Annotated in this window: 26 protein-coding genes and 1 riboswitch; of the genes, 16 read left to right on the forward strand and 10 right to left on the reverse strand. The window is 72.9% G+C overall.

The window, feature by feature from the left end:
* The first annotated feature begins 96 nt into the window (after positions 1–96).
* The gene (locus ACZ56V_RS18010) at positions 97–819 is read left to right on the forward strand and encodes a lysophospholipid acyltransferase family protein (RefSeq protein WP_356365279.1); all 723 of its coding nucleotides are present in this window, start codon (positions 97–99) and stop codon (positions 817–819) included.
* A gap of 73 nt (positions 820–892) precedes the next feature.
* Positions 893–1,918: an NAD-dependent epimerase/dehydratase family protein gene (locus ACZ56V_RS18015; RefSeq protein ID WP_398912017.1), complete on the forward strand. Its 1,026-nt coding sequence runs from the start codon at positions 893–895 to the stop codon at positions 1,916–1,918.
* A 65-nt stretch (positions 1,919–1,983) separates the two neighbouring features.
* On the opposite strand, the gene ACZ56V_RS18020 is transcribed toward ACZ56V_RS18015, so the two are convergent.
* The 8 genes from ACZ56V_RS18020 to ACZ56V_RS18055 all read right to left on the reverse strand — a co-directional run bounded on the left by ACZ56V_RS18020 (position 1,984) and on the right by ACZ56V_RS18055 (position 8,917).
* A complete protein-coding gene (locus ACZ56V_RS18020) occupies positions 1,984–3,597 on the reverse strand; it encodes an alpha/beta hydrolase (protein WP_398912018.1) in 1,614 nt (537 codons plus the stop codon).
* 163 nt (positions 3,598–3,760) lie between these two features.
* On the reverse strand, positions 3,761–4,525 hold the full coding sequence (locus tag ACZ56V_RS18025) for an urease accessory protein UreD (RefSeq protein WP_467381440.1): 765 nt from the start codon (positions 4,523–4,525) through the stop codon (positions 3,761–3,763).
* A complete protein-coding gene (gene ureG, locus ACZ56V_RS18030; RefSeq protein WP_398912020.1) occupies positions 4,522–5,199 on the reverse strand; it encodes an urease accessory protein UreG in 678 nt (225 codons plus the stop codon). The genes ACZ56V_RS18025 and ureG overlap by 4 nt, the downstream gene beginning before the upstream one ends.
* Before the next feature lie 171 nt (positions 5,200–5,370).
* Positions 5,371–6,045 carry an urease accessory protein UreF gene (locus ACZ56V_RS18035; RefSeq protein ID WP_468943310.1) on the reverse strand — a complete coding sequence of 225 codons (675 nt, stop codon included), beginning with the start codon at positions 6,043–6,045 and terminating at the stop codon, positions 5,371–5,373.
* Positions 6,046–6,053: 8 nt separating this feature from the next.
* Positions 6,054–7,775 (reverse strand): urease subunit alpha, encoded by a 1,722-nt coding sequence (locus ACZ56V_RS18040; protein ID WP_468943313.1) that lies wholly within the window; start codon positions 7,773–7,775, stop codon positions 6,054–6,056.
* On the reverse strand, positions 7,768–8,079 hold the full coding sequence (locus tag ACZ56V_RS18045; protein WP_052839031.1) for an urease subunit beta: 312 nt from the start codon (positions 8,077–8,079) through the stop codon (positions 7,768–7,770). The genes ACZ56V_RS18040 and ACZ56V_RS18045 overlap by 8 nt, the downstream gene beginning before the upstream one ends.
* A gap of 11 nt (positions 8,080–8,090) precedes the next feature.
* Positions 8,091–8,393, reverse strand: a complete 303-nt coding sequence (locus ACZ56V_RS18050; protein ID WP_467381445.1) for an urease subunit gamma — start codon at positions 8,391–8,393, stop codon at positions 8,091–8,093.
* Positions 8,394–8,635: 242 nt separating this feature from the next.
* Positions 8,636–8,917: a type II toxin-antitoxin system Phd/YefM family antitoxin gene (locus tag ACZ56V_RS18055; RefSeq protein ID WP_467381447.1), complete on the reverse strand. Its 282-nt coding sequence runs from the start codon at positions 8,915–8,917 to the stop codon at positions 8,636–8,638.
* 111 nt (positions 8,918–9,028) lie between these two features.
* On the opposite strand from ACZ56V_RS18055, the gene ACZ56V_RS18060 reads away from it, so the two are divergent.
* From ACZ56V_RS18060 to ACZ56V_RS18070, 3 genes are all read left to right on the forward strand, one after another.
* Positions 9,029–9,664: an ATP-dependent Clp protease proteolytic subunit gene (locus tag ACZ56V_RS18060; protein ID WP_468943317.1), complete on the forward strand. Its 636-nt coding sequence runs from the start codon at positions 9,029–9,031 to the stop codon at positions 9,662–9,664.
* Positions 9,665–9,671: 7 nt separating this feature from the next.
* Positions 9,672–9,980, forward strand: a complete 309-nt coding sequence (locus tag ACZ56V_RS18065; RefSeq protein WP_468943319.1) for a hypothetical protein — start codon at positions 9,672–9,674, stop codon at positions 9,978–9,980.
* 410 nt (positions 9,981–10,390) lie between these two features.
* Positions 10,391–10,533, forward strand: a riboswitch (cyclic di-AMP (ydaO/yuaA leader).
* Positions 10,534–10,536: 3 nt separating this feature from the next.
* A complete protein-coding gene (locus tag ACZ56V_RS18070; protein ID WP_398912027.1) occupies positions 10,537–11,010 on the forward strand; it encodes a C40 family peptidase in 474 nt (157 codons plus the stop codon).
* Here ACZ56V_RS18070 and ACZ56V_RS18075 read toward each other — a convergent pair.
* Positions 10,981–11,493, reverse strand: coding sequence for an ATP-binding protein (locus ACZ56V_RS18075; RefSeq protein ID WP_398912029.1), 513 nt, complete (start codon positions 11,491–11,493; stop codon positions 10,981–10,983). The genes ACZ56V_RS18070 and ACZ56V_RS18075 overlap by 30 nt on opposite strands.
* A gap of 216 nt (positions 11,494–11,709) precedes the next feature.
* On the opposite strand from ACZ56V_RS18075, the gene ACZ56V_RS18080 reads away from it, so the two are divergent.
* Both ACZ56V_RS18080 and ACZ56V_RS18085 read left to right on the forward strand, forming a co-directional pair.
* Positions 11,710–12,570, forward strand: a complete 861-nt coding sequence (locus ACZ56V_RS18080) for a helix-turn-helix domain-containing protein (RefSeq protein WP_104634459.1) — start codon at positions 11,710–11,712, stop codon at positions 12,568–12,570.
* A gap of 21 nt (positions 12,571–12,591) precedes the next feature.
* Positions 12,592–12,822 carry a DUF397 domain-containing protein gene (locus tag ACZ56V_RS18085; RefSeq protein ID WP_468943507.1) on the forward strand — a complete coding sequence of 77 codons (231 nt, stop codon included), beginning with the start codon at positions 12,592–12,594 and terminating at the stop codon, positions 12,820–12,822.
* A 42-nt stretch (positions 12,823–12,864) separates the two neighbouring features.
* Here ACZ56V_RS18085 and ACZ56V_RS18090 read toward each other — a convergent pair whose 3' ends face one another.
* Complete coding sequence (locus ACZ56V_RS18090) at positions 12,865–13,992, reverse strand: 8-amino-7-oxononanoate synthase (RefSeq protein ID WP_468943323.1); 1,128 nt, start codon at positions 13,990–13,992, stop codon at positions 12,865–12,867.
* A gap of 150 nt (positions 13,993–14,142) precedes the next feature.
* Between ACZ56V_RS18090 and bioB the strand changes: the two genes are divergently transcribed.
* The 9 genes from bioB to ACZ56V_RS18135 all read left to right on the forward strand — a co-directional run bounded on the left by bioB (position 14,143) and on the right by ACZ56V_RS18135 (position 23,065).
* Positions 14,143–15,345 (forward strand): biotin synthase BioB, encoded by a 1,203-nt coding sequence (gene bioB, locus ACZ56V_RS18095; RefSeq protein ID WP_398912032.1) that lies wholly within the window; start codon positions 14,143–14,145, stop codon positions 15,343–15,345.
* Positions 15,338–16,624 carry an adenosylmethionine--8-amino-7-oxononanoate transaminase gene (locus ACZ56V_RS18100; protein WP_468943327.1) on the forward strand — a complete coding sequence of 429 codons (1,287 nt, stop codon included), beginning with the start codon at positions 15,338–15,340 and terminating at the stop codon, positions 16,622–16,624. The genes bioB and ACZ56V_RS18100 overlap by 8 nt, the downstream gene beginning before the upstream one ends.
* 1 nt (position 16,625) lies before the next feature.
* The gene (gene bioD / locus ACZ56V_RS18105) at positions 16,626–17,342 is read left to right on the forward strand and encodes a dethiobiotin synthase (protein ID WP_468943329.1); all 717 of its coding nucleotides are present in this window, start codon (positions 16,626–16,628) and stop codon (positions 17,340–17,342) included.
* Positions 17,343–17,513: 171 nt separating this feature from the next.
* Positions 17,514–18,191 carry a class I SAM-dependent methyltransferase gene (locus ACZ56V_RS18110; protein ID WP_467381461.1) on the forward strand — a complete coding sequence of 226 codons (678 nt, stop codon included), beginning with the start codon at positions 17,514–17,516 and terminating at the stop codon, positions 18,189–18,191.
* A gap of 150 nt (positions 18,192–18,341) precedes the next feature.
* Positions 18,342–19,232: an LLM class F420-dependent oxidoreductase gene (locus ACZ56V_RS18115; protein ID WP_468943332.1), complete on the forward strand. Its 891-nt coding sequence runs from the start codon at positions 18,342–18,344 to the stop codon at positions 19,230–19,232.
* Between the two features lie 34 nt (positions 19,233–19,266).
* On the forward strand, positions 19,267–19,734 hold the full coding sequence (locus tag ACZ56V_RS18120; RefSeq protein WP_468943510.1) for a GNAT family N-acetyltransferase: 468 nt from the start codon (positions 19,267–19,269) through the stop codon (positions 19,732–19,734).
* A gap of 82 nt (positions 19,735–19,816) precedes the next feature.
* Positions 19,817–21,187: a hemolysin family protein gene (locus tag ACZ56V_RS18125; RefSeq protein WP_467381465.1), complete on the forward strand. Its 1,371-nt coding sequence runs from the start codon at positions 19,817–19,819 to the stop codon at positions 21,185–21,187.
* The gene (locus ACZ56V_RS18130; RefSeq protein WP_398912038.1) at positions 21,184–22,197 is read left to right on the forward strand and encodes a hemolysin family protein; all 1,014 of its coding nucleotides are present in this window, start codon (positions 21,184–21,186) and stop codon (positions 22,195–22,197) included. Before ACZ56V_RS18125 ends, ACZ56V_RS18130 begins: the two co-directional genes overlap by 4 nt.
* An 85-nt stretch (positions 22,198–22,282) precedes the next feature.
* Positions 22,283–23,065: an SGNH/GDSL hydrolase family protein gene (locus tag ACZ56V_RS18135; protein WP_398912039.1), complete on the forward strand. Its 783-nt coding sequence runs from the start codon at positions 22,283–22,285 to the stop codon at positions 23,063–23,065.
* Positions 23,066–23,094: the final 29 nt, after the last annotated feature.

The following is a 23,094-nucleotide window of genomic DNA, read 5'->3' on the forward strand; positions in this document are numbered from 1 at the left end:
CCGAACCGGTCCCGTCCGGTTTCGGCGCGGTCGGGCTACGATCGATCACCGGTCGCGGACGACCGGCCGAGAGCCCGGAGAACTGGGAGACACACCGTGTTCTACTACGTGCTCAAGTACGTACTGCTGGGCCCGCTGCTGAGGGTCGTCTTCCGTCCCCGGATCGAGGGCCTGGACCATGTGCCGGGTTCGGGGGCGGCCATCATCGCGGGCAACCACCTCTCCTTCTCGGACCACTTCCTCATGCCCGCGGTGCTCAAGCGCCGCATCACCTTCCTCGCCAAGGCCGAGTACTTCACCGGGCCGGGCCTCAAGGGCAGGCTGACCGCGTTCTTCTTCCGCAGCGCGGGGCAGATCCCCGTGGACCGCTCCGGCAAGGAGGCGGGGCAGGCCGCGATCCGCGAGGGGCTCGGCGTGCTGGACAGGGGCGAGTTGCTCGGCATCTACCCGGAGGGCACCCGCTCGCACGACGGCCGGCTCTACAAGGGGAAGGTCGGCGTCGCGGTGATGGCGCTCAGGGCCGGGGTGCCGGTCGTGCCCTGCGCGATGATCGGCACCTTCGAGGCGCAGCCGCCGGGCCGGAAGATCCCGAAGCTGCACCCGGTGGTCATCCGCTTCGGCGAACCCCTCGACTTCTCCCGCTACGCGGGCATGGAGGGCGAGAAGGCCGTACTGCGGGCCGTCACCGACGAGATCGTGTACGCGATCCTGTCCTTGTCCGGTCAGGAGTACGTGGACCGGTACGCGGCCGACGTGAAGGCCGAGGAGGCCAGGAAGGCGGCACAGGGCCGGAAGTTCCCCCGGCTGCCGCACCGCTAGCCCCCCCGGTTCCGTCGTCTGCCGTCGGCAGAAGAGCGTCGCCGACTGGTGACAGGACGCCTACGGTCGCCGTATGACACGTGCAGTGGTGATCGGGGCGACGGGACAGATCGGACGGGCGGCGGTCGACGCGCTGGCCCGGGACGGCTGGGAGGTGACGGCCGTCTCGCGGGGCGGCGACCGGGACGCGGGGTGGCCGCGGGACGTACGGGTGGCGCGGGCCGACCGGGAGGACGACGCGGCGCTGTCGGCGGCGGTGGGCGAGGGCTGCGACGTCCTGGTGGACATGGTGGCCTACGGGGAGCGGGACGCGCGGCAGTTGGTGTCGCTCGCCGGGCGGGTCGGCTCGGCGGTGGTGATCTCCAGCGTCTCGGTCTACGAGGACGACAAGGGCCGCAACTTCGACACGCAGGCCGAGCCCGACGGCTTCCCCGAGTACCCGGTGCCGCTCCCGGAGACGCAGCGCACCGTCCGCCCGGGCGACGGCACCTACAGCACCGGCAAGGCGGCGCTGGAACGGGAACTCCTCGCGGCGGGCGACCGGTTGCCGGTGACGCTGCTGCGTGCGGGCGCGGTCCACGGCCCGTACTGCCGGACTCCGCGCGAGCTGTACTTCGTCAAGCGCAACCTCGACGGCAGGCGCCGACGCGTGCTGGCGTACGGCGGTGCGAGCCGCTTCCACCCGGCGGGCGTGCGCAACATCGCGGAGCTGATCCGGCTGGCCGCCCCGCGGCCCGGCACCCGCGTCCTGAACGCGGTGGACCCCGACGCCCCGACGGTGGCGGAGATCGCGGCGGCGATCGACGCGGTGATGGGCGTCGAGACCGAGGACGTGCTGCTGGACGGCCCGCCGGTGGACGGCGTGGGCGACACCCCGTGGAGCGTGCCCGCGCCGGTGGTGTGTGACATGAGCGCGGCGCGGGAGGAGTTGGGCTACCGGCCGGTGGCCCGGTACGCGGACACGCTGCCGGAGACGGTGGCCTTCATCGAGGAGTCCCTGGCGGGGCGGGACTGGCGGGAGGCGTACCCGAAGATGTTCCGGGCGTACGGCGACCTCTTCGACTACGCGGCGGAGGACGCCTGGGCCGACGGACGGTAACGGCGTGCCGGGAGGGGGCGACCGGTCCGACCGGTCGCCCCCTCCCTCCGTCTCCGTCCGCCGGGTTACGGCGTGGGCGTGGCGTGCGGCGCGCAGGTCACGTCGCGGGCATCCACCTTGCCGGTGAGCAGGTAGGTGTCGACCCGGTCGTTCACGCACGGGTTGACCAGCCCGGTGACGCCGTGCGAACCGGCGTCCCGCTCGGTGATGAGCCGAGAGCCCTTGAACCGCTGATGCAGTTCGACGGCGCCCTCGTACGGGGTGGCCGCGTCGCGCTCGGACTGGACGATCAGCACCGGCGGGAGTCCCTTGCCGGTCCTGACGTCCGGCGGGGTCTGCTGCTTGACCGGCCAGGTGGCGCAGGGCAGGTTCATCCAGGCGTTGGCCCAGGTCATGAACGGGTGGTCGCGGTGCAGCCGGGTGTTGTCCCGGTCCCAGGTGTTCCAGTCGGTGGGCCACTTGGCGTCGGTGCACTCGACGGCCGTGTAGACGGCGTTGCCGTTCTCCGCGGAGGCGTTGCCCGCGGTGTCGGACAGGTCGGGTGCGGCGGCGTCGACGAGGGCCTGGGTGTCACCGGCGACGTACTTGCTGAAGATCTCGGCGGTCGGCGCCCAGGCGGAGTCGTAGTACGGGGCGCTCTGGAAGAAGGAAATCAGCTCGGCCGGTCCGACGACGCCGCCCAGCGGCTCCTTCGCGGCGGTGGCGCGCAGCTTCAGCCACTGGTCCTGGACCTCGGCGCGGGTGTCGCCGAGGTGGTAGGCGGCGTCGTTCGCGGCCACCCAGTCCTGCCAGTCCTTCCAGCGGCCCTCGAAGGCGACGTCCTGGTCGAGGTTGGCCTGGTACCAGATCTTGTCGCGGGACGGGTTGACGACGCTGTCGACGACCATGCGGCGGACGTGGCCCGGGAAGAGGGTGCCGTAGACGGCGCCGAGGTAGGTGCCGTAGGAGACGCCGAGGTAGTTGAGCTTCTTCTCGCCGAGTGCGGCGCGGATGACGTCGAGGTCGCGCGCGGTGTTCGGCGTGGTCATGTGCGGGAGCATGTCGCCGCTGCGTTCGAGGCAGCCCTCGGCGTACTCGCGGGCGAGCTTGCGCTGGGCGAGCTTGTCCGCCTCCGAGCCGGGCACGGGGTCGGCCTTGGGCGCCTTGACGAACTCCTGCGGGTCGACGCAGGAGATGGGCGCGGAGTGGCCGACGCCGCGCGGGTCGAAGCCGACGAAGTCGTAGGCCTTGGCCGTCTTGGCCCACACCGCGTTCTTGCCCGTGACGCGGGCCGGGAAGCGCAGGCCGGAGGCGCCGGGGCCGCCGGGGTTGTAGACGAGCGCGCCCTGGCGCTCGCTCTTGGTGCCGGTGTTGCCGATCCGGTCGACGGCGAGCTTGATCTGCTTGCCGAACGGCTTGGCGTAGTCCAGCGGCACCGTGACGTAGCCGCACTGGATGGGCTTCGGCAGGTTCCAGTCGGCGGCGCAGTCCTGCCAGTCGACGCCGGCCCGGGAGGCGCGGGCGGCGGCGATGGCGGCACCGCGCGCCTCCCGGTCCCAGCCCCGGGCGTGCCCGTGGCCGTCGGCCGGGGTGGCGCTCGCGGCGGGCGCCGAGACGGCGCCGGCTATCAGCGTGGCGGTGACCAGCGCTCCGGCCGTGCCGAACGCGGTCGTCCTGCGCCGCATGCTGCTCGTGCTCAAGTGGCCCTCCCCGTACGTGTTCGCGACAAGTACGGGGATCCTCGCGGCTGTGGGATTCCTGAGAACAGAGCCAGTGCTACTTCTTTGCCAATCCGATAAACGGAGAAAGGCGTTCGATCGGCGGACCCGATGGCCGACTCCCCCCGACTCGCCGACGGGAACCTCAGTCCAGCCAGGCCAGCGCCCTGTCCAGCCGCCGCCGCAGCCGCAGCGCGTCCGGTGCCACGGCGGTCACCAGCACGGCCGGTCCGGCGAGCGGCAGGACGGCCGCGCCCTCCTCGAACGCGCGCGCCGCTGGCGGTTCGGTGGCGAACCCGGGCCGTACGACTACCAGCTGGCCGACCGCACGGTGTCCCGCCAGCCCGGCGGGGCCGTCCCAGCCGCCCGGCGCCCCGGCCCCGCACGCCAGCTCCTGGTCGAGGACGCACCGCCCGTCGATCCGTACGGTCAGACGGCTGGTGAGCCGCCCGGGTTCCTCCCCGGCCCGCCCGAGCACCTGCTCCTCGCGCAGCAGCAGCCGCGCCCCGGCGGCGAGGTCGACGGAGGTGGTGACGTTCAGGTCGCTGCCCCCGGCGGAGATCAACTGCTCCGGCAGCCAGCTCAGTTCGGCATCGTCGTCGACGGTGAGCCGGACGTCGTAGCGGGCCCCGGCCTTGTCCTGCCCGGGCAGCGCGAGGGTGGCGGCGGCCGAGCCCACCTTCAGGCGGGCGCCGCCCGCAGCGTGGGCCGCCACCGTGAAGTGGTCGCCACCGAGGGGCCCGCTCATCGCGCCGACCAGCATCACCCGGGCCTCGGCACCGCTCCCCCGGGTGCGCCGCACGGCGAGCGGTCCCTCGCCCTCCAGCACCGGCAGGACGGTCCCGCCGCGCCCGTCCCCGCGGGCGAGCACGCGGGCGCTCGCCCGGACGCCGCCCCCGGTGGTGGTCACGCGGTCCACGAGGCGATCCGCTCCCGCACCCAGTCGGCGACCTCCCGGACCCCGCCCTCGCTCCTGAGCGACTGGAGGACGACGGGCAGTTCGCCGCGCGCCGCCTTGGCGTCGGCGGCCATGCGCGCGAGGTCGGAGCCGACGTACGGCGCGAGGTCGGTCTTGTTGACGATCAGCAGGTCGGCGGTGGCGACGCCGGGCCCGCCCTTGCGCGGGATGTCGTCGCCGCCCGCCACGTCGATCACGAACACCTGCGCGTCGACGAGTCCCCGGGAGAAGGTGGCGGTGAGGTTGTCGCCACCGGACTCCACCAGGACGAGGTCGAGCGGCCCGACCTCGTCCTCCAGGTCTTCGACGGCCTCCAGGTTGGCGGAGATGTCGTCCCTGATCGCGGTGTGCGGGCAGGCGCCGGTCTCCACGGCACTGATCCGCTCGGGCGGCAGCACCGCCTCCCGGAGCAGGAACTCGGCGTCCTCCCGGGTGTAGATGTCGTTGGTCACCACGGCGAGGGAAAGCTCCTCCCGCAGCGCCCGGCACAGCGCGGCGACGGTGGCGGTCTTCCCCGATCCGACGGGCCCACCGAGCCCGATCCGCAGCGCACGGCGGGTCCCGTCGGGCCGACGCGCGTCGGCGGAGACGGCGGCGGGAGATTCGAGGTGATGGTCAAGATGCATACGACGGCTCCTGTCAAAGCTGGGGGTGGGAATATCAGCCCGTCCGGCGCTTGAGGACGAGGCCGTTCAGGCCGAACGGGGGCCCAGGGGGCAGAGCCCCCTGACGGGGTCGAAGGGGCAGCGCCCCTGGCTTCGGGACGGGATGGGGCGGCGGGGGCGAACTGAACCCGCCTACGAGGCGAACAATCGCACAGGCCAGCCGGCATGCGCCTCCGCCCCGATCTCCAGCAACGGCGCCGAGCGGGCGGGCAGCACATCGACCCCGTCGGCCACCACCCGCCGCGCCACCTCCACGGCGTCCGCGGCCACCCGGTCCACCTCGCCCGCGAGCCGCGCCAGCACCCCCGTCGCGTCGAACGGATCGAGACCGAGCAGCCGCACGACCGCCGTCGCGGGCCCGCTCGCCCCCTCGTAGAGGGAGCAGTACGCCGCGTCGAGCGCCCCGAGACCGGCCGCACGCGCGGCCAGTCCCAGCACGACGGGCTGATGGGCCCCCTTGGGGAACAGCGAGGCCAGGGCGTCCAGTTCAGGACTCGGCCAGGTCGTCCGGGCGGCCCGCATCAGTTGCCGCCCCAGTCTGCGCGCCGCCACCCGCAGGGCGGGCGACGGGGTGCGGGCGTCGGCGGCCCGGTCGAGCTCCCCCGGGTCGGCGCCGAGGGCGGCGGCCGCCGCGACGCACGCCGTCACGACTCCGCTGGTGTGCAGCCGCCCCCGGCAGAACGCCTCCAGGCTCGCGGCATCCGTGATGCGTCCCGCCCGGACGGCGGCCTCCGCCCCGCCGGAGTGGGCGTGCCCTCCGGCGGGGAAGCGGCCGTCCGCGAGGACGAGCAGTGCGGCGCGGCTCATCCCGGCGCTCAGAAGAGGAAGTACCGCTGGGCCAGCGGCAGTTCGGCGACGGGGGCGGGTTCGACGAGTGCTCCGTCGATGGTCACCGCGAAGGAGTCCGCGGCCACCTCCACCCGGGGCAGCGCGTCGTTCTGCCGCATGTCGGCCTTGGTACGGCCGCGCGTGGACCGGATGGGCACGAACTCCCGTCCGAGCCCGAGCCGTTCCGGCAACCCGTCCGCGACGGCCTGTTCGGAGACGAAGTTGACCGAGTTGCCGGCCGGGGCGGTCCCCAGGGCCCCGAACATCGGGCGCGGCAGGACGGGCTGCGGCGTGGGGATGGAGGCGTTCGCGTCGCCCATCTGCGCGTACGCGACCTGGCCGCCCTTGATGACGAGTTGCGGCTTCACGCCGAAGAAGCGGGGGTCCCAGAGCACGAGGTCGGCGAGCTTGCCGGTCTCGACGGACCCGACCTCGTGCTCGATGCCCTGGGCGACGGCCGGGTTGATGGTGTACTTGGCGACATAGCGACGGGCGCGCAGGTTGTCGGCGCGGGAGTCGCCGGGCAGGAAGCCGCGCCTGCGCTTCATCACGTGCGCGGTCTGCCAGGTCCGCAGGATCACCTCGCCGATGCGGCCCATGGCCTGGGCGTCCGAGGACATGATCGAGATCGCGCCCATGTCGTGCAGGATGTCCTCGGCCGCGATGGTGCTGGGCCGGATCCGGGACTCGGCGAAGGCCAGGTCCTCGGGGACGGCCGGGTTGAGGTGGTGGCAGACCATCAGCATGTCGAGGTGTTCCTCGACGGTGTTGACGGTGTGCGGCCGGGTCGGATTGGTGGACGCGGGCAGCATGTTGGGCAGCGACACCGCCGTGATCATGTCGGGTGCGTGGCCGCCGCCCGCGCCCTCCACGTGGAAGGCATGCAGGGTGCGGCCCGCGACCGCGTCGAAGGTGTCGCCGACGAATCCGGCCTCGTTGAGGGTGTCGGAGTGGACGGCGAGCTGGACACCGGACTCCTCGCACACGTCCAGGCAGGCGGAGATGACGGCGGGGGTCGCGCCCCAGTCCTCGTGGATCTTGAAGCCGAGGACGCCGGCGCGCAGTTGGTCGCGCATGGACTCCTTCGACATGGTGCTGCCCTTGCCGAGGAAACCGATGTTGACGGGGCTCGACTCCAGGGCGGCGAACATCCGCGCGAGGTGCCAGGCGCCGGGCGTGACGGTGGTCGCCTTGCTGCCCTCGGCCGGACCGGTGCCGCCGCCGATGAGGGTGGTGATGCCGGACGCCAGGGCTTCGTGGACGGCGTCGGGCGCGATGAAGTGGACGTGGGTGTCGATGCCGCCCGCGGTGACGATCTTGCCGTTGCCCGCGATGACCTCGGTCTCGGGGCCGATGACCAGGTCGGAGTGGACGCCGTCCATGGTGTCCGGGTTGCCGGACTTGCCGATGCCGGTGATCCGTCCGTCGCGGACGCCGATGTCTGCCTTGACGACGCCCCAGTGGTCGATGATCAGGGCTCCGGTGATCACGGTGTCGGGGGCGCCTTCGGCGCGGGTGGTGCGCGCCTGCCCCATGGACTCGCGCAGCACCTTCCCGCCGCCGAAGACGGCTTCGTCGCCGGAGCGGCCGGGCCCGCCGGAGCGGTCCTCCTCGATCTCGACGAGGAGGTCGGTGTCGGCGAGGCGGACGCGGTCGCCGGTGGTCGGGCCGAACAGGTCGGCGTAGGCGGGGCGGGACAGTTCAGGCATCGAGGGCACCTCCGGTCGCGCCGCGCAGACCGACGACGACACGGGCGCCCGCGAGGGGGATCAGCCGTACGTCGACGGGGATGCCGGGCTCGAACCGGACGGCGGTGCCGGCGGCGATGTCCAGTCGCCTGCCGTGCGCTGCGGCGCGGTCGAACTCGAGGCCGGGGTTGGCCTCGGCGAAGTGGTAGTGGGAACCGACCTGGACGGGCCGGTCGGCGGTGTTGAGCACGGTCAGGCGGGTGGCTTCGCGTCCTTCGTTGAAGGCGACCGGCTCGTCGGCGAAGAAGATCTCTCCGGGGATCACTGCCGCCCCCGTCAGACGATCGGGTCGTGGACGGTGACCAGCTTGGTGCCGTCGGGGAAGGTGGCTTCGACCTGCACGTCGTGGATCATCTCGGGGATGCCCTCCATGACCTCGTCCCGCTGGATCAGCTTGCGTCCGGAGGCCATGAGTTCGCCCACGCTGCGCCCGTCCCGGGCGCCTTCGAGGATGTGCGCGGTGATCAGCGCGACGACCTCGGGGTGATTGAGCTTGACGCCTCGTGCGCGGCGTTTCTCCGCCACGTCCGCCGCCACATGGATGAGCAGTCTCTCCTGCTCGTGCGGGGTCAGTTGCATTTACCACCTCACAGGGCATGACGCCGGGACCGGACGGTCCGGCTGCCGCGGCCACCGCGACGGCTCTAGATGTAACACACCGGTACAGGCTGGAATTCACCTACCGGTGTGTGGAAAACCGCAGGTGGATCGGGGTGCAGACTAGGGCTAGAGTGTTACGGCCACGTCACCCGGTTTTGACCGATTGATTACCGATGCCGTCGGCGGCCTCCCGCATGCCCGCGCCCGGACACCTGGCCGCCCTAGGACGGGTTCGGCCCCCGGTGCTCCGCGGCGATGCCGAAGCGCTGGTGCTCGCGGGGTGTCGCGGCGGCCGGGTCGTGGACCGCGGCGACCGAGGTGATCACCTGACCGTCCGGCAACTCCCGGACTTCCTCCAGTCGCTCCAGGTCGGAGGCGGAGACGAGGGCGACGAGAGGCTTGCCGTGCCGCGTCACGACGACGCGCTCGCCGCCGTACACCACCCGGTTGATCAGGTCGGCGAGCTCAGCCCTGGCTTGCGTCACCGGAATCTCGTAGGCCATGACCCCAGCTTACGGTTCCGTCCGAATCCACTCCCGGGAAGCGTACGTCCTGTACATTTTTTACGGAGAGCGCGCAGCCGAAGACGGCTCTGCCACGAGGAGGGGTTCGTCATGACCCGACCGTCCGCCCGCCATGTCCTGCCCGAGTTCACCGAACGCACGAGTTCCGGGACCCGGACGTCGGACCCCTACTCCAAGCTGCTCCAGGAGCGGATCGTCTTCCTCGGGACACCGGTCGACGAGACTTCCGCGAACGACGTGATGGCGCAGTTCATGTACCTGGAGCACCAGGCACCGGACCGGGACATCGAGCTCTACGTCAACTCGCCCGGCGGCTCCTTCACCGCCATGACGGCGATCTACGACACGATGCGCTACGTCGCCTGCGACGTGGCGACGACCTGCCTCGGGCAGGCCGGTCCGTCCGCCGCGGTGCTGCTGGCGGCGGGCACCCCCGGCAAGCGCGCCGTCCTGCCGGGCGCCCGGGTGGTGATCCGCCAGCCGGCGCTCACCGAACCGGTGGAGGGGCAGGCGAGCGACCTGGCCGTCCACGCCGACGAATTGGTCCGCATCCGCACCCGCATGGAGGAGATCCTCGTACGGCACACGGGCCGCAGCCCCGAGCAGGTGTCCGAAGACATCGAGCGGGAAACGGTCCTCGACGCCCGACAGGCGGTGGCGTACGGCCTGGTGGACCGGATCGTGCCCGCCCGCGGGACCCGCCCCGCCTCGCCCGGCGGGAGGTGATCCGCCCGTGCTGCCACCCGAGTTGCCCCCGCTGCCGGCCCTGACCCGCGCCGAGGCCGAGGTCATCGACCGCTATCTGGACGTCGTCGACCTGCTCGGGCGCATCAACCCCGGGCGGGACGGCGACACCTACGGCGGACTGCGGGCCGCCCAGGCGCTGGTCGGCAAGGCGGCGGCGCTGCGTGACGCGCTGGCGCTGATGCACCGGCGCGGCGAGACGGAGGTGCACGCCGCCACCCTGGCCCGGGCGCTGCGGGTGCTGGACGGGGAGCGCCGGACGGCACGGGTCGGCCTTCCGCCGCGCTCCGGGGGTTGAGGAGGCCCGCGTCGACTGCGACTCGGCGCGGGGTCGACTCGGCGCCGGGTCGAAACGGACCAAACGGCGTACCCCCTTTCGGCGTAGGGACACCTCCGATTCCCGACCGGCCGAAGTTGCGGCGCCCCCGCGCCCGGCCGGTGCAACGCGCCCCTCCGCCGCTGGTCCCGGGCCCGTCGCCGGGCACGGCAGCACGTCGAACACGGGGTGGCGACCCGAACGGGTGAGTGGGATGTAACAACACAAAGGGCACGTTCCGTTGGGATTTTCCCTTCGGACGGGACGAGAATCCGTGACTGACGACAAGCCCCCGCCGCAGCGGCGGGGCGGTCCGGGCGGACGCCGAGTCCTGCCGCCGTCCGGACGACCGGTCGCGAGGGAAGTGGATCGGCAGGAGTGGAGGACCCGAGCACGACGGGTCGCCGGCACGGCAGCCTCCGTGAGAGGTGCCGGACCGAGCGGTCCTTGGGGTGAAGCCGCACTCGTGCGGCCGGGCAACTTCGCCAGCCCGAATCCGACAGGTCATCCTTCACAGGCGGCTGACGAAGGGTTGCGCATGTCCGCGCTCAATCGTGTCCCGTCGCTGATGGCTCGTGCCGGTACGGCCTCGGCCCTCACTCTCGCCGCCGTGGGCGGCTCCGTCGTGGTCCCCGGTGTCGCCTCCGAAGCGGCCGCGGCGAGCCACGCGGCGAAGGCCCTCAACATCGCCGCTTCCAAGAAGGGTTCCCCGTACCGCTGGGGCGCCATCGGCCCCCACCGGTTCGACTGCTCCGGCCTGACGCTGTACTCGTTCAAGAAGGCCGGCAAGAAGCTGCCACGCACCGCGGCGCAGCAGTACAACAAGACCCGCCACATCTCCGCCAGGAGTCGCAAGGTGGGTGACCTCGTGTTCTTCCACTCCGGCCGGAGCGTCTACCACGTGGGCATCTACGCCGGGAAGGGCAGACTCTGGCACGCTCCGAAGACCGGGGACGTGGTGCGGCTGCAGAAGATCTGGACCTCAAGCGTCTGGTACGGCCGGGTCAAGTAGCCCGCCCGCGGGAGTGACGGCGTTCTGCCCCGCCGTCACTCCCGCGGGTGCCGCCGGCCCGCTCGGGGGTGTCCAGGGCAGTTCGATGGAGACGGTCTTGCCGCCCTCGCGGGTGGGCCGGACCCGCAGCCTGCCGCCGCACTCGGCGGTCAGCCAGCGGATGATCACCATGCCCCGCCCGTTGTCCTGCTGGACGGCGGCGGGCAGCCGCTTGGGGAAGCGCGGGTGGCTGTCGGTGACACCGAGACGCAGCCGCTCGTCGCGGTCGAGGACGAGGTCCACCGTGAAGGTGGGCGACTGCCCGAACGTGTGCTGGACCGCGTTGGTCGCCAGTTCGGAGACGATGAGCCGCACGGTCTCGGACAAGTCCGCGTCGCCCGGCAGCCCCCATTCCGCCAGGGTGCCGACCGCATAGGTCCGCGCGGCGGCCACCGAGGCGGGATCGCTCGGCAGAGTGACGGATGCTTCCAGATGGTCTGCCATGGCGACGTCGTCCCTTTCTCACGGGACCGCAGGCCCGACACGGAGCGGATGGTTCGAGTACGGTCCCGGACTGGTGCTTCGTCGCCAGACTGCCATCACCGGACCCGCGAAGGGCGGCGATCCACCAAGATATGCATATATCTGTCGCTCGAAGCGGTGAACTCTGCGACGGCAGAGCGTATTTGGGCGGCTCATAAGGAGTAAGGGAGTTGTCCCATGCAGCACGGTCCCGTGGTGCGCCGCCGGAAGCTGGGCGCGGAACTGCGCGCCCTGCGCATGTCGGCGGGCATCACCAGCGGCGAGGCGGCCCGGCTCGCGGGCTGGCACCAGTCGAAGGTCAGCCGGATCGAGACGGGGACGAGCGGGGTGAAACCGGCCGACGTGCGGTTACTGCTGGACGTCTACGGCGTGGACGACGAACAGCTGCGGGGGCTGCTGGTGATGCTGGCGCGCTCCGAGGACGCGGGGGGACGCAACCACTGGTGGCACGCGTACCGCGGGGTGCTGCCACCGACCTACCGCGACTTCATCAGCCTGGAGTCGCAGGCCAGCGCGATGCGCACCTTGGAGACCACGGTGGTGCCCGGCCTGCTCCAGACGCCGGAGTACGCCCGGGCGGTGACGCGGGCCGCGGTGGACGGCATGCCGGCGGAACGGCTGGAAACGCTGGTGGAGGTCCGGCTGGCCCGCCAGGACGTGCTGCGCGGCGAGCCGCCCCTGGAGCTGAGCGCGGTCCTGGACGAGGCGGTGCTGCGCCGGGAGGTGGGCGGCCCCGGGGTGATGGCCCGTCAACTGGACAGACTGGTCGAGGCCGCCCGGCTCCCCCATGTTCACCTCCAGGTCCTGCCGTTTGCCGCCGGGGCGCACATCGGTGTGACCGGCCCTTTCGTAATCTTCTCTTTTTCGAGCACTTCTGATCTGGACGTGGTTGTTCTCGACCACTTGACGAGTAGCCTGCACCTCGAACGGAAAGAAGACCTAGAGGCCTATACCGAGGCCTTCAACGCCCTTCTGATCCATGCCCTTTCGCCCGAGGACTCGTTGGACTTCATCGCCGCGACCGCGGCAGGCGCGTAAGGAGGCACCATGCCAGGCTTCATGTCCGAACGCCCCCGGAACATCCCTGTCAGCACCGATATGACCGGTGTGCGGTGGCTGCGCAGCAGCTACAGCACCGGAGCGAACAACTGTGTGGAGACGACCCGTCCGTCGGCCGGCCGCTGGGCCGGGCTGCTCGCCGTGCGCGACTCCAAGAACCCGGCCGGACCCGCCCTGCTCTTCTCCCCCGGGAGCTGGACCGCGTTCACCGCCGGCGTCCACCGGGACTGACCCCGGCGTACTCCCGACGGCGCACGGCCGTGTCCCGCCGACTCATGGCCGCGTGTCGCCGATCACCCGTACAGCGCGTTCGATCTGTTCCCCGGAGAGGTCCCCGCGGGCGGTCAGCCTGAGCCGTGAGATGCCGTCGGGCACCGAAGGAGGGCGGAAGCAGCCCACGGCCAGGCCGGCCGCCCGGCAGTCGGCCGCCCACCGTACGGCACCCTCCGGGGAGGGCGCGCGCACCGAGACGACCGCGGCGTCCGGACGTACGGCGTCCAGATCCGCGGCGGTCAGGCGCGCGTGCAGTTCGGCGGCGACGGCGCGGGCCCGCGCGGCCCGCTCCGGCTCGCGGCCGAGCAGCCTGAGCGCCGCCAGGGCCGCCCCCGCCGCGGCGGGGGCGAGTCCGGTGTCGAAGATGAACGTACGGGCCGCGTTGACCAGGTGGTCGATCACCCGGGCGGGGCCCAGCACGGCGCCGCCCTGCGCACCGAGCGACTTGGACAGCGTGACGGTCACGACGACGTCGTCCCGGCCCGCGAGGCCCGCACCCTGCGGGGCGCCCCGGCCGCCGTCACCGAGGACGCCGAGGCCGTGGGCGTCGTCGACGACCAGTCCGGCCCCGTGCGCCCGGCACGCGTCGGCGAGTGCGGCCAGGGGCGCGGCGTCGCCGTCGACCGAGAAGACCGTGTCGGAGACGGCCACGGCGGGTCCGTCGTGCGTCGCCAGTGCCTTGCGCACGGCGTCCGGGTCGGCGTGCCCCACGACCTGGGTGGTGCCGCGGGCGAGCCGGCACCCGTCGATCAGTGAGGCGTGGTTGCCCGCGTCGGAGACGACGAGGCTGCCGTGCGGTGCCAGCGCGGTGACCGCGGCGAGGTTGGCCGCGTAGCCGGAGGAGAAGACGAGCGCGGCCTCGAACCCGCAGAACTCGGCCAGTTCGCGTTCGAGTTCGGTGTGCAGCGCGGTCGTCCCGGTCACCAGCCGCGAGCCGGTCGCGCCGCCGCCCCAGGTCCGCGCGGCCGCGGCCGCCCCCTCGACGACCTCCGGGTGCCGGGCCAGCCCCAGGTAGTCGTTGCTCGCCAGGTCCAGCAGCGGCGACACCGCCGGACGGGGGCGCAGCACCCGGACGAGTCCGGCCTCGCGGCGCGCCCGGTCCTGCTCGTCGATCCAGCCGAACGCCATGGGGCGGCCCTCCGGTGTTTTGTAGGCAATGAACAGACATTAGCGGTCCGGCCACCCCCGCGAGGTGTGGCAATACCCACACGTCGATCTGTCAGTGTTGTGCGAAGTCTCCTTGGCCGCGAACGGCCCCTTAGGACAGGATCGGCTCTCATGGATCTGCTGAACACGCTGGTGGACAAGGGGCTTCGGCGCGAGCCGCCGACCCGCGAGGAGGCGCTCGCCGTCCTCGCCACTTCCGACGACGACGTGCTCGACGTGGTGGCCGCGGCCGGAAAGGTGCGCCGCCACTGGTTCGGCCGACGGGTGAAACTCAACTACCTCGTCAACCTCAAGTCGGGCCTGTGTCCCGAGGACTGCTCCTACTGCTCGCAGCGGCTGGGCTCCAAGGCGGAGATCCTCAAGTACACCTGGCTCAAGCCCGACCAGGCCTCCGCGGCCGCCGCGGCGGGCGTGTCCGGGGGCGCCAAGCGGGTGTGCCTGGTGGCCAGCGGACGCGGTCCGACCGACCGGGACGTGGACCGGGTCTCGGACACCATCAGGGCCATCAAGGAGCAGAACGAGTCGGTCGAGGTGTGCGCCTGCCTGGGGCTGCTCTCCGACGGCCAGGCGGAGCGGCTGCGGGAGGCCGGTGCGGACGCCTACAACCACAACCTCAACACCTCCGAGTCGACGTACGGCGACATCACGACCACGCACACGTACGCCGACCGGGTGGACACGGTGCACAAGGCGCACGCCGCCGGGCTGTCCGCCTGCTCGGGTCTCATCGCGGGCATGGGCGAGAGCGACGAGGACCTGGTCGACGTGGTCTTCTCACTGCGGGAGCTGGACCCGGACTCGGTGCCGGTCAACTTCCTGATTCCGATGGAGGGCACGCCGCTCGCCAAGGAGTGGCACCTCACCCCGCAGCGGTGCCTGCGCATCCTGGCGATGACGCGGTTCGTCTGCCCGGACGTCGAGGTGCGCATCGCCGGCGGACGCGAGGTGCACCTGCGCACGATGCAGCCGCTCGCCCTCCACCTGGCCAACTCGATCTTCCTCGGCGACTACCTCACCAGCGAGGGGCAGGCGGGCCACGCCGACCTGGAGATGATCGCGGACGCCGGCTTCGAGGTGGAGGGCGCCGGGGAGGTCACCCTGCCGGAGCACCGCGCGGCCGCCCGGGACGGCGGCTGCGGCTCGCACGAGGACGGCAGCGGAGCCGGGGGCTGCGGCTCGCACGCCGGTGGCGGGGTGTGCGCCCCCGCTCCCGCCGCCGCGCCGGCGTCGCCGCGCCTCGCCGAGGAGCCCCGTACGGACCTGGTGGCGGTACGCCGTCGGGGCGCCGGGACGGATCTCGCGCCCAATGCCTGAGCCCGAGTTGAACGTCGCCGAGCTGCTGGCGCTGGACCGGCGGCACGTGTGGCACCCGTACGGGCCGATGCCCGGCCGGCAGGACCCGCTCGTCGTGGAGTCGGCGAGCGGGGTCCGGCTGCGGCCCGCCGACGGCTCCGGGGAACTGGTCGACGGGATGTCGTCCTGGTGGTCGGCGATCCACGGCTACAACCACCCGGTGCTGAACGAGGCCGCGCGCGAGCAGTTGGAGCGGATGAGCCACGTGATGTTCGGCGGGCTCACCCACGAGCCCGCCGTGCGGCTCGCGAAGCTCCTTGTCGACATGTCGCCCGAGGGCCTGGAGCACGTGTTCCTCGCCGACTCCGGCTCGGTGTCGGTCGAGGTCGCCGTGAAGATGTGCCTGCAGTACTGGCGTTCCCTCGGCCGCCCCGGCAAGCGCCGCCTGCTCACCTGGCGCGGCGGCTACCACGGCGACACCTGGCAGCCCATGTCGGTGTGCGACCCGGAGGGCGGGATGCACGAGCTGTGGTCCGGCGTCCTGCCGCGCCAGGTCTTCGCGGACGCGCCGCCGACGGAGTACGAGGAGACGTACGCCGACCACCTGCGGTCGCTGATCGAGCGGCACGCCGACGAACTGGCCGCGGTGATCGTGGAGCCGGTGGTGCAGGGCGCGGGCGGGATGCGCTTCCACTCCCCCGCGTATCTGCGTGTGCTGCGGGAGGCGTGCGACGCGCACGGCGTGCTGCTGGTGTTCGACGAGATCGCCACCGGGTTCGGGCGCACAGGGGCGTTGTTCGCGGCGGAGCACGCGGCGGTGACGCCGGACGTGATGTGTGTGGGCAAGGCGTTGACCGGCGGTTATCTGACGATGGCGGCCACGCTGTGCACCTCGCGGGTGGCCGACGGCATCTCACGGGGCGAGGTGCCGGTGCTGGCCCACGGGCCGACGTTCATGGGCAATCCGCTGGCGGCGGCCGTGGCGTGCGCGTCGATCGGGCTGCTGCTCGGCCAGGACTGGCGCGCGGAGGTCAAACGCATCGAGACGGGCTTGGGCGAAGGGCTCGCGCCCGCCGCCGAGCTGCCGGGTGTGCGCGACGTACGGGTGCTCGGCGCGATCGGGGTGGTCCAGCTCGACCATGGCGTCGACATGCGGGCGGCGACGGAGGCCGCCGTGCGCGAGGGCGTGTGGCTGCGTCCGTTCCGCGACCTGATCTACACCATGCCGCCGTACGTCACGGGCGACGCGGACGTGGCACGCATCGCCCGCGCCGTGTGCGCGGCGGCACGGGAGGGATGACATGCCGGTACTGGTGATCACGGGCACGGGCACGGAGGTCGGCAAGACGGTCGTGACCGCCGCCGTCGCCGCGACGGCCCTGGCGGGCGGCCGGTCGGTGGCCGTGCTGAAGGCCGCGCAGACGGGCGTGGCTCCGGACGAGGCCGGGGACGCCGAGGAGGTGGCGCGGCTCGCGGGCGGGGTGACGGTCGCCGAAGTGGCGCGGTTCCCCGAGCCGTTGGCGCCGGGCACGGCCGCGCGCCGGGCCGGGCGTCCCCCGGTGCACCCCGGCGAGGTCGCCGAGGCGGCGGCCAAACTGGCCACCGAGCACGACCTGGTGCTGGTGGAGGGCGCGGGCGGACTGCTCGTGCGCTTCGACGCGGCCGGCGGGACCCTGGCCGACGTCGCCGGTCTCCTGGGCGCGCCGGTGCTGGTCGTGACGTCGGCGGGGCTGGGCACGCTGAACACCACGGAGCTGACGGCGCGCGAGCTGCGGTCCCGGGGACTGGAGCTGCCGGGACTGGTGATCGGCAGCTGGCCCGGAACCCCGGACCTCGCCGCCCGCTGCAACCTCGCGGACCTCCCGGACGTGGCCGGCGCCCCCCTCCTCGGCGCCGTGCCCGCCGGAGCGGGGACCCTCGCCCCGGCCGCGTTCCGTTCGGCGGCGCCCCACTGGCTGGCGCCCCCGCTGGACGGCACCTGGGACGCGGCCGCCTTCGGCGCCCGAGAGGCACCCTGACCGGGGCGTGCTTCGACTCCCGCCCCGGCCCCGGACCGCGGTGGACCCGCGTGGCCCGGGTCACGCCGCTCCCTCGTCGGGGGGACTCGGAGAGAGTCGGTCGTGCGGTGGGTGCGGGGCGGCGGGGCGGGGGACAATCGCGGTGAGGCGCCGCCTCGTGAGGGAGGTCCCATGCCGCAGCGATCCGCCCGTCCACGCGGGGTGCCGCGGGACGCCGTGCACCATCCGCTGTTCGCCCGCTACTACGCCCGGGTCAGTGTGGGCGCCGAGACCCGGATGGGCATGGCCCGGGTGCGCGAACGGCTGCTCGCCGGACTGTCCGGGCGGGTGATCGAGGTCGGCGCGGGCAACGGGCTGAACTTCTCGCACTATCCGGGCGCCGTGTCGGAGGTCGTCGCCATCGAACCGGAGCGCGTGCTGCGGCGGTTGGCGGTGGAGGCGGCACTGCGCGCCCAGATCCCGGTGGACGTGGCGCCGGGCGCGGCGGAGGCCCTGCCGGTCAAGAGCGAGGCCTTCGACGCGGCCGTGGTCTCGCTGGTGCTGTGCAGCGTCCGGGACGTGCCACGGGCGCTCGCGGAGCTGCGGCGGGTCCTGCGCCCGGGCGGACAGGTGCGGTTCTTCGAGCACGGCCGGGGCGGCGGGCGGGTGATGACCTTCACCCAGCGCGCGCTGGACCGGACGCTGTGGCCTCCCCTGTCCGGCGGCTGCCACCTCTCCCGCGAACCGGTGGCCGCGCTGCGGGAGGCGGGGTTCACGCTCGGGCCGTACCGGCGGGTGATGATGCCGGAGAACGGGCCGGCCCTGCCGAGTTCGTACTGCGTCCTGGGCACGGCCTGGCGACCGTCCTGAACCGCCGCGCGGTCGGCGGGCGCCGGCCACGACGCGTGATCCCCGGCCGGTGACCTGCCGGCAGCGCCGAGACCGGGCGGTCTCTTCCTGCCCCGGCCGGGGAGTGATTGACTCACCGTGACCGGAAGCCCCCGTGAGCGAGGAGAGTTCATGTCGCGTCCCTTCCGCTTCGGCGTCAACCTGATGAGCGCCGCCCCGGCCGACGAGTGGGACGCCAAGTGCCGACGGGCCGAGGAACTCGGCTACGACGTGATCCTGGTACCGGACCACCTCGGCATGCCGGCGCCGTTCCCGGCCCTGGTCGCCGCGGCCCGGGCCACCGAGCGGCCCCGGCTGGGCACCTTCGTGCTCAACGCGGGCTTCTGGAACCCCGCGCTGCTGGCCCGGGAGGTGGCGACCACCGACGCCCTGACCGGCGGGCGGCTGGAACTCGGGCTCGGCACCGGCTACGTACGCGCGGAGCACGACACCGCGGGGCTGGCCTTCGGCTCACCGGGCGAGCGGGTGGACCACCTGCGGCGCACCGTGGCGGAGCTGGAGCGGCTACTGGGCGACGAGGAGCACCTGCCCCGGCCCGTGCAGCGGCCCGGGGTTCCGCTGCTGATCGGCGCGAACGGCGACCGGATGCTGGAGCTGACCGCCCGGCACGCCGACATCGCCGCGTTCACCGGCGGGCGCACCGTGCAGGGAAGCAGCACGGGACGGCTGGCGCCGATCACCGCCGAGGAACTCGACGAGCGCGTCGCCCGGTACCGGAAGCTGGCGGCCGGCCGCGAGGACCCGGCGGAGCTGAACCTGCTCATCCAGATGGTCGCCGTCACGGAGGACCGTGAGTCCGCCGTCCGGCCCTACCTTGAGCGCATTCCGCACCTCACCCCGGACCAGGTGCTGGAGCTGCCCATCCTCCTGGCCGGGACCCTGGAGCAGATCACCGCGCAGGTGCGGGCGCAGCGCGAGCGGTACGGCTTCACCTATCTGACGGTGCTGGAGCCGTTCATGGAGGCCTTCGCGCCGGTGCTGCGGGCCCTGCGCGAGGACTGAGCCCCGCGCGCGCCGCGCCGGTCCGCATGCCGGAATCACCGCACGGGGGGCCCGGCGCGCGTGGTGGGATCGCGGCATGACTGATCTGCGCATACGGCCCGCCGGGCCCGAGGACCTGGACGCCGTGCTGGCCTTCTGGAAGACGGCCGCCGAGGGGACGAGCATCAGCGACGACCGGGAGGGCGTGGAGCGCCTGGTGGCGCGCGACCCGGAGGCGCTGCTCCTGGCCGAGCGCGACGGCCATCTGGTGGGCACGGTGATCGCGGGTTTCGACGGCTGGCGCTGTCATCTGTACCGGCTGGCGGTGCACCCGGACCACCGGCGCCGGGGCATCGGCTCGGCCCTGCTCGCCGCGGCCGACGAGCGGTTCGTGCGGCTCGGCGGGCGCCGCGGGGACGCGATGGTGCTGGTGCGCAACGAGCGGGCCCAGCATGCCTGGCGGGCCGCCGGGTACGAGCCGCAGGAGCAGTGGCGGCGCTGGGTGAAGCACCTCACCGACTGAGCGGCCGCGGAGCGAAAGGTTGAAGGCTTGAACATCGGGCGAACCTCCGGGTCCTGGCCGATCATGATTCCGAGGTGACCCGATGACCGAAGTGCTCCTGCTGCTGGTGGCGATCCTGCTCTCGCTCGCGTGCGGCGCCTTCGTCGCGGCCGAGTTCTCGCTGACCACCGTCGAGCGGGGAGAACTGGAACGGGCCGCGGCGCGTGGTGAGCGGGGCGCGGCCAGCGCCCTCAAGGGCGTCCGGAACCTGACTTTCCAGCTCTCCGGCGCGCAGCTCGGCATCACGGTCACCAACCTGGTGGTCGGCATGCTCGCCGAGCCGTCGGTCGCGGCGCTGATCGCGGGGCCGCTGGAGAGCCTGGGGGTGTCGCGTTCGGCGGCGTCCTCACTGGCGCTGGTGCTGGGCACGGCCCTGTCGACGGTGTTCCTGATGATCGTCGGCGAGCTGGTCCCGAAGAACTGGGCGATCTCCTCGCCGCTGGCCGTGGCCAAGCGGGTGGGCGGCGCGCAGCGCTGGTTCAGCGCCGCGTTCCGGCCCTTCATCACCCACCTGAACAACACCGCCAACCGCATCGTGCGCCGCTTCGGCGTGGAGCCCGCCGAGGAGCTGGCGTCCGCGCGCGGGCCGCAGGAGCTGGCGGCGCTCGCCCGGCACTCCGCCAAGGAGGGCGCGCTGGAGCCCGACACCGCCGAACTGTTCGTGCGCACCCTGAACCTGGCCGACCTGACGGCGCAGCAGGTGATGACCCCGCGCGTCCAGGTCGTGGCCCTCGACGCCCGGGCGACGTGCGAGGACGTGGCGAACGCGACGCGGGCGACCGGGCTGTCCCGGTTCCCGGTCTACCAGGACAGCCTCGACGCCGTGGTCGGGACGGCGCACGTCAAGGACGTCCTCGCGGTGCCCGCCGAGCGGCGGCCCGGGATGCCGGTCGCCGAACTGATGCGCGAGCCGCTGCTCGTCCCCGAGTCACTGACCGTGGACCGGCTCCTGGACCGGCTCTCCGGGCGGCGCACGATGGCCGTGGTGATCGACGAATACGGGGGTACGGCGGGCGTGGCCACGCTGGAGGACATCGTCGAGGAGGTCGTCGGCCAGGTGCGCGACGAGCACGACCCGCACGAGACACCCGACCTCGACCCGGCCGGCACGGACGAGGAGGGACACGCCCTGTACTGGGCCGACGGTTCGGCGCGCGTGGACCGGCTCGAGCGGCTGGGGCTGCGGGTGCCCGAGGGGCCGTACGAGACGCTCGCGGGGCTGGTCGCGGCCGGTCTCGGGCACATCCCCGCCGTCGGCGACAGCCTCGAGGTCGCCGGCTGGCGGCTGGACGTCGTGGACGCCACGGGCCGCAGGGCCGCCCGGGTGCTGCTGCACGCTCCGCTGAACGACGCGGGCGACGGGGCCGACGGGCCCGGCCGCGGCACCGACGACGAGGGGGAGGCCGGCCGGTGACCGCCGTACAGCTGCTGATCGGTCTGGCGACCCTGGTCGTCAACGCGTTCTTCGTGGGTGCCGAGTTCGCGCTGATCTCCGTGCGCCGCAGCCAGGTGGAGCCGTACGCGGACGAGGGCGACGCACGGGCGAAGCGGGTGCTGTGGGGCCTTGAACACGTGTCGGCGCTGCTGGCGGCGGCGCAGCTGGGCATCACGCTGTGCACGCTGGTCCTCGGTGTGGTGGCGGAACCGGCGATCGCCCATCTGCTGGAGCCGGTGTTCCACGCGGTGGGCGTGCCGTCGGGCGCCGGGCACGCGGTGTCCTTCGTGATCGCCCTGGCGCTGGCGACGTATCTGCACATGCTGCTCGGCGAGATGGTGCCGAAGAACATCGCGCTGGCCGAGCCCGTGCGCAGCGCGCTGATCCTCGGGCCGCCGCTGGTGGCGCTGTCCCGGGCCCTGCGTCCGGTGATCTTCACGGTCAACGCCTTCGCCAACGGGCTGCTCAAGCTGCTCAGGGTCGAGGCCAAGAACGAGGTGGCGGCGACGTTCACGGACGCGGAGCTGGCGGAGATCGTCAAGGACGCCGGTGAGGCCGGGCTGATCGACGACCGGGCCAGGGAGCGGCTGTACGACGCCCTGGAGCTGGGCCGCCGGCCGGTGCGGGACGTGGTGCTGCCGCTGGAGCGCGTCGTGCACGCGCGCGTGGGCATCACCCCGGAGCAGTTGGAGCGGCTGTCGGCGCAGTCGGGGTTCTCCCGCTTCCCCGTGGTGGACGACGGGCGGCGGATCGTCGGGTACCTGCATGTGAAGGACGCCCTGGACGCCTCGCCGAGGGACCTGCCGTTCCGCCTGCGGGACATGCGCCCCATCGCCCGGGTGCGCGAGCGGACCCCGCTGGACGACGTACTCACCGCCATGCGCCGCAGCCGTACGCACCTGGCGGCGGTGCTCGGGTCCGACGGACGGCTGGCGGGTCTGGTGACCATGGAGGACGTACTGCGGGAGCTGTTCGGGCAACGGGCGTGAGCCCGCCGCGCCGGGCGCCCGCGGGACGGAGCCGTGGAGGGCGACCGACCGGCGGGTATGTACAGGGGATACCATTTCCGTCGCCATGCAGACGAACCCCACGTACACCAGTCTCGTCGCCGTCGGCGACTCCTTCACCGAGGGCATGTCGGACCTGCTGCCCGACGGCTCCTACCGGGGCTGGGCCGACCTGCTCGCCGCGCGGATGGCGGCCCGCTCCCCCGGCTTCCGGTACGCCAACCTCGCGGTGCGCGGAAAGCTGATCGGGCAGATAGTCGACGAGCAGGTCGACGTGGCGGCGGCCATGGGAGCCGATGTCATCACGCTGGTCGGCGGGCTCAACGACACCCTGCGGCCCAAGTGCGACATGGCGCGGGTGCGGGATCTGCTGACGCAGGCCGTGGAGCGGCTCGCCCCCAACTGCGAGCAGTTGGTGCTGATGCGCAGCCCCGGCCGCCAGGGCCCGGTGCTGGACCGTTTCCGGCCGCGCATGGAGGCGCTCTTCGCGATCATCGACGATCTGTCCGAGCGCCACGGCGCCGTGGTCGTGGACCTGTACGGCGCCCAGTCGCTGGCCGACCCCCGGCTGTGGGACGTGGACCGGCTGCACCTGACCGCCGAGGGGCACCGCCGGGTCGCCGAGGCCGTGTGGCAGTCCCTCGGCCACGAGCCGGAGGACCCCGACTGGCACGCGCCCGTCCCGCCGACGCCGCCGCCCGGCTGGGTCGTGCGCCGCACCACCGACCTGCGGTTCGCCCGGCAGCACCTGCTGCCCTGGATCGGCCGCAGGCTCACCGGCCGGTCCTCCGGCGACGGGCGGCCCCCGAAGCGTCCGGAGCTGCTGCCCTGTGAGGACCTGACGCCGTGAGCGTCCAGGTCGGGCGCCTCTCGTAGCTT

Source organism: Streptomyces sp. NPDC034099, assembly GCF_055575415.1.